Source organism: Synergistaceae bacterium (genome assembly GCA_012728235.1).
In the GTDB taxonomy this organism is placed as follows: domain Bacteria; phylum Synergistota; class Synergistia; order Synergistales; family Synergistaceae; genus JAAYFL01.
Genome location: JAAYFL010000144.1, coordinates 1 through 5765 on the forward strand (window position 1 = coordinate 1; position 5765 = coordinate 5765).

General features: G+C 32.7%; 6 protein-coding genes. All 6 read left to right on the forward strand.

All coding sequences use genetic code 11. The features are described from left to right. The coding region (locus tag GXZ13_07645; GenBank protein ID NLX75676.1) for a nucleoside phosphorylase at positions 1-404 on the forward strand (404 nt) is incomplete at its 5' end. 196 nt (positions 405-600) lie between these two features. Beyond that, the gene (gene mnmE / locus GXZ13_07650; protein ID NLX75677.1) at positions 601-1989 is read left to right on the forward strand and encodes a tRNA uridine-5-carboxymethylaminomethyl(34) synthesis GTPase MnmE; all 1389 of its coding nucleotides are present in this window, start codon (positions 601-603) and stop codon (positions 1987-1989) included. Continuing rightward, entirely contained in the window at positions 1989-3983 is a 1995-nt protein-coding gene (gene mnmG, locus GXZ13_07655) for a tRNA uridine-5-carboxymethylaminomethyl(34) synthesis enzyme MnmG (protein ID NLX75678.1), read from the forward strand. The genes mnmE and mnmG overlap by 1 nt, the downstream gene beginning before the upstream one ends. 9 nt (positions 3984-3992) lie before the next feature. Then, a complete protein-coding gene (rsmG, locus tag GXZ13_07660; protein ID NLX75679.1) occupies positions 3993-4634 on the forward strand; it encodes a 16S rRNA (guanine(527)-N(7))-methyltransferase RsmG in 642 nt (213 codons plus the stop codon). A 195-nt stretch (positions 4635-4829) separates the two neighbouring features. Further along, complete coding sequence (locus tag GXZ13_07665; protein NLX75680.1) at positions 4830-5615, forward strand: ParA family protein; 786 nt, start codon at positions 4830-4832, stop codon at positions 5613-5615. A 2-nt stretch (positions 5616-5617) separates the two neighbouring features. Further along, positions 5618-5765 (forward strand): hypothetical protein (locus tag GXZ13_07670; GenBank protein NLX75681.1); only part of this gene is annotated, 148 nt, incomplete at its 3' end.

The following is a 5765-nucleotide window of genomic DNA, read 5'->3' on the forward strand; positions in this document are numbered from 1 at the left end:
GCCGTATCCCCACGTTCATCTCCTCAAGGCCTGCAGTTCCAATTTCTTTGATAGAATCAGCAAAGAAAAGTAAAATAAAATACCATGTTGGTGTTATTCAAAGTAAAGATTCATTTTATGGAGAACATCAACCGGAAAAACATCCTGTAGGTAAAGAATTAATTTCAAAATGGGAAGCATGGATTAAAATGGGATGTCTTGCTTCAGAAATGGAGTCAGCAGCACTTTTTATTACAGGTATGTATAGAAAAGTAAAAGTTGGTTGTTGTTTATTAGTTCTAGCAAACCAAGAAAGAGAAAGGGAAGGTCTTACGAACAATCAAAACCATGATACTGATCCAATGATTAGAATAGCAGTAGATTCAATTAGAAATCTTATAGTACAAGAAAAAAATAATATCTAAAAATACACATAATATAAAAAAACAGTGATTCAAATATATGAAAAGCTGTTATTTTTATATAATAATATTAAGATATGAATAATTATATTATGATAATGATATAAAAAAACATAAATTTATAAAAAATATAATAATTATGATATTATAATTAAGTCGATATAATGAATTAGTTATACAAGAAGAAAAGAGGAAAAAAATGTCTGAAACGATAGCAGCAATTTCAACAGCTCCTGGAGAAGGTGGTATAGGAATTGTAAGGGTTAGTGGAGAATCCAGTAAAGAAATAATGAGCAGAGTTATGGATAATTTTCCTGATAATGTTAAGCCAAGAAATGCTTATTTTGGTAAAGTAACTGATGGAAAAGAAATAATTGATGAGGCTATTTTTATATATATGGAATCGCCATCTTCTTATACAGGAGAAGATATGTTAGAAATACAGGCGCATGGGAGTAATGTTTCTCTAAAAAAAATTCTTCGTGCTGTATTGAATTGTGGAGCTTATGGAATAAGAATAGCAGAACCTGGGGAATTTACAAAAATTGCATTTTTAAACGGGAAAATGGACTTATCTCAGGCAGAAGCTGTAATAGATATTATAAAGGCAAAAACCGATTTATCTCTTGAAATTGCAGAGAGTCAAATTGAAGGAAGATTGGGAAATTCTATAAGAAAAATGAGAGAAAATCTTCTTGATATATTAGCAAAGATGGCTGTAAATATTGATTATCCTGATGAAGATATAGATCAAGTTGTTAATGATGAATTTGTGAATCAAATTAGATGGGTTTTATTGGATGTTGATGAATTATTAGATACTGCATCAATTGGACGTATTGCTAGAGAAGGAATAAAAATAGCGATTGTAGGTAAGCCAAATGTAGGTAAAAGTTCATTGATGAATGCACTACTTGGAGAAGGAAGGGTTATTGTTACAGATATACCTGGAACAACAAGGGATACAGTCGAAGAAAGCGTTTCTCTTGGTGGAATACCTATAGTACTTATAGATACTGCTGGTATAAGGGATACTGATGATCGTGTTGAAAAAAAAGGAATAGAGAAAACAGAACAAGCAATAGCTTCTGCAGATATGGTAATGCTTGTTATTGATAGAAGTTCAGATCTTGAGGATGAGGATAATAGAATAATTAAATTCGTTGAAAAGATGAATGGAGAAAAAATACTCGTTGTTCTTAATAAATCTGATCTTGGAGAATCAATAGATGAGGATACTATTAAGAAAAAAATTTCCGGCGTAACTGTTGTAACAACAGCACTTACAGAAAAAAAATCTTTAGAAGCAGCACTAAAAGTTTCAGAAGCTGTAGGAAAAATGTTTGGAATAGGTAATATTAATCCTTCCGAATCAAATATTGTTACCAATGAAAGACAAATACAAATGTTAAAAAATGCAAGTATGAATCTAAGTGATGCTATAACAATGCTTCAAAATGGGGAATCAATTGAAATTGCAGAGCTTTCAGTGCATTATGCTTATGATTCTCTGGGAAAAATTATAGGAGAAGAGGCAGGAGAAGAAATATTAAACACAGTTTTTAGTAAATTTTGTCTTGGAAAATAATGGAAGAAAATATAGAAAGAAATAATAATGAATACGAAATAATTGTTATAGGAGCAGGCCATGCAGGATGTGAGGCTGGTCTTATTGCATCTAGAATGGGTAAGAAAACTGCAATGTTTTGTACAGATATAGAATCCGTTGCAATGATGCCATGTAATCCTTCAATTGGAGGAACAGGTAAAGGGCACCTTGTAAGAGAAATTGATGCATTAGGCGGAGAGATGGGTGTTAATACTGACAAAACATTAATACAATCTAAGATGTTAAATACATCTAAGGGTCCTGCAGTCCACTCTCTAAGAGTTCAGTCAGACAAAAGATGCTATCATGAAGAAATGCTCAAGACAGTAAAAAATCAAGATAACCTTGATGTTATAGTTTCTGAAGTCGTTGATTTATTGATAGAAGAGAGTAATGTAGAAAAAGACATAGAAAATGAAGAAAAAACAATATCAAGAAAAAAAGTAATAGGGATAAAGACTGCTGATGGCAGGAAATTTCATTCGAAAGAAGTAATAATTTGCACCGGAACATTTCTTGGAGGAAAGATTTTTATTGGAGATGAAGTTACTTTATCAGGTCCTGCAGGGATGAAGCCTGCCAATGAATTTGGAGAAAATCTTAAGAAAATGGGATTTGATGTTAGGAGATTTAAGACAGGGACACCTGCAAGAATGCTAAGTGATACTATTGACTATAGTAAAATGAAAGAACAAAAAGGAGATGAAAATATAGTCCCTTTTAGTTTCTTGAATGAAGATAAAAATTTTGATATTGAACAGATTTCATGTTGGTTATCATATACGAATGAAACGACTCATAAAATAATACTTGAAAATATAGAAAAATCTGCTATGTATTCAGGGAATATAGTTGGAGTTGGAGCAAGATACTGTCCGTCAATTGAGGATAAAGTTTCTCGATTTAAAGACAGAAAAAGACATCAACTTTTTGTTGAACCTGAGGGAAGAGATACTAAATGGAGTTATATACAAGGCATGAGTTCGAGTCTTCCTTTAGATATTCAGCACCAATTTTATGCATCAATACCAGGTTTAGAACATGCGGAAATTATAAGACCTGCATATGCGATAGAATATGATTGTATTGACCCAACTACATTAAAGCCAAGCCTTGAAAGTAAGTTGTTCGAAGGTTTGTTCTGTGCAGGACAATTTAATGGAAGCTCAGGATATGAAGAGGCTGCAGCTCAAGGTCTTATTGCTGGAATAAATGCTGTAAGAAAATTAAATAAGGAAACTCCATTAATACTTGGCAGAGACCAAGCTTATATTGGGGTGTTAATAGATGACCTTGTAACTAAAGGAACTAATGAGCCTTACAGGATGATGACATCACGATCTGAATACCGGCTTCTATTAAGACAAGATAATGCTGACAGAAGGCTTACCGAATTAGGATATAAGTATGGATCGGTAAATAATGATAGGTATGATAGATACCAAAAGAAGAAAAAAAGAGTTGATAAAGAAATTGAAAGATTGAAGAGAGTAAAGATAGACTTAAAATCTCTAAAAAGATTTCTAATAAAATATGAGTGTGAAAATAAAAGTAATGAAATTAGTCAAGAAATTATAGCACGCCGAAGAAGAGATATAGAGGAAATGAACAATCAAGTACTTGCAGATATATTGGCAAGACCCAGCATAAAGTATGTTGACCTCTCTGAAATTGATAATGGAATGCCTTCATTGAGTATTAATGAACAAGCTGTTGTAGAGGTTATTATTAAGTATAGTGGATATATTAAGAAGCAAAAAGTTGAAGTTGAAAAACTTCACAATTTGGAAAGAAAAAAACTTAATGAAAAAATTGATTATAATTCAATAAGAGGGCTTCGGATAGAAGCAAGACAGAAACTAACAAAAATTAAACCTTTGACTATAGGGCAGGCAAGTAGAATTTCTGGTGTATCTCCGGCAGATATTAATGTGCTTCTTGTTTACTTAGAAAAAAAACGAATAGAAAAATAAGAGAATAATATGACAATAAAACTATTAACAGAAAAATATGGCATTGATAAAGTTAAAGATATGCTTTCATATATCGATATGATTCTTGATAGAAATAAGTATATAAATTTAACGGCTGTAAGAAATAAAGAAGAAGCAATAGAAAAACATATAGTGGACTCTCTTATTATTACAGATATTCCTGAGTATATTTCATCAGATAACATTATAGATGTAGGTACAGGTGCAGGGTTCCCGGGAATTCCTCTTGCAATAGCTAGTCCAGAGAAAAATTTTGTTCTTTTAGATTCTACATTAAAAAGACTTAAGGTTATTGAAGAATTTGCAGAAGAGTTAGATATAAAAAATATAAGAACCGTGCATGAAAGAGCCGAGGAAATAGTAAGAAAGGAAGAATATAGAGAGCAATTTGATATATGTGTTTCTCGTGCAGTAGCTAATCTTAAAAAACTTTCTGAATGGTGCTTGCCGTTTGTAAAAATAGGAGGCAGTTTTATTGCATATAAGGGAGATAATTACGTTGAAGAGATAGAAGAAGCAAAAAAAACCATTAGAAAGCATGGAGGAAAAATAGAAAAGATTGTTAGACTCCCATATAATGAAAATTCAATTTCTGGACATGTTTTGATAATTATCAAAAAAATCAAATAAAAAGTTTCACGTGAAACATAAAATAAAGTATCCTGTGCCTTAATCTAGAGGCACAAGATACTTTTTTAATATACTTAAGGTCATACACTCACAAAAAACACATAGTATTAGTGGAAAAAACTGGAAAAGACTATCAAAAATGAAGTATAATATTTGGAAGTGTTTAATCGGGTAGTGTGCCCAAGGAGGTAATGGATGAGCAAAGCTATTGCTATTTTTAACCAAAAAGGCGGAGTTGGAAAAACAACAACAAATATCAATCTCGCAGCATGTCTCGCACATATGGGCAAGAAGGTTCTTATGGTAGACATTGATCCGCAAGGAAACACAACAAGTGGGATAGGTATCAAAAAAAGAAAACTCAAAGTTACTTTATATGATGCTCTTATTGATAGCTCCTTAGATGTTAGCAAGGTCATTCTTCCTACAAATACTGAAAATCTTTTTCTTCTTCCGGCAAGTGTAGATTTGGCAGGAGCAGAAGTAGAATTGGCAACACTTGAAGGTAGAGAGAGAAAACTCAAAAGAATTATCGATGAAGTTAAACACGATTATGATTATATATTGGTAGACTGTCCACCTTCCCTTGGAATCCTTACGTTAAACTCCTTAACAGCAGTGGACAGCGTGTTAATTCCTATTCAATGTGAATTTTATGCTTTAGAGGGAGTAAGCCAACTAATAAGCACAATAGAGATGGTTAAAAAAAGACTTAATCCTAATCTATATATAGATGGAGTTATTCTTAGCATGTTTGATGGCAGGACAAATTTATCTCAGGCTGTGGTAGAAGATGTGCGAAATTTTTTTGGTAAGGCAATGTATAATACTATTATTCCTAGGAATGTAAGGTTGGCAGAAGCTCCAAGTTATGGCGTTTCGATTATTACCTATGATCCTACTGCCCCCGGAGCCAAAGCATACCAAGAATTTACTAAGGAATTCTTAGCAAGAGAGAAAACAAGAAAGAGCGAGAAATAGATATGGCAAGAAAACCAGGATTAGGAAGAGGGCTTGACGCTCTCTTTGCTGATGTAGCACCTGTAAGTGAGGAAGAATATATTCAAGACGATAGAGATCCCATAGAGGAGTCGAATGCGACAGAAATATTAAATGCTGCTACAAATGTGA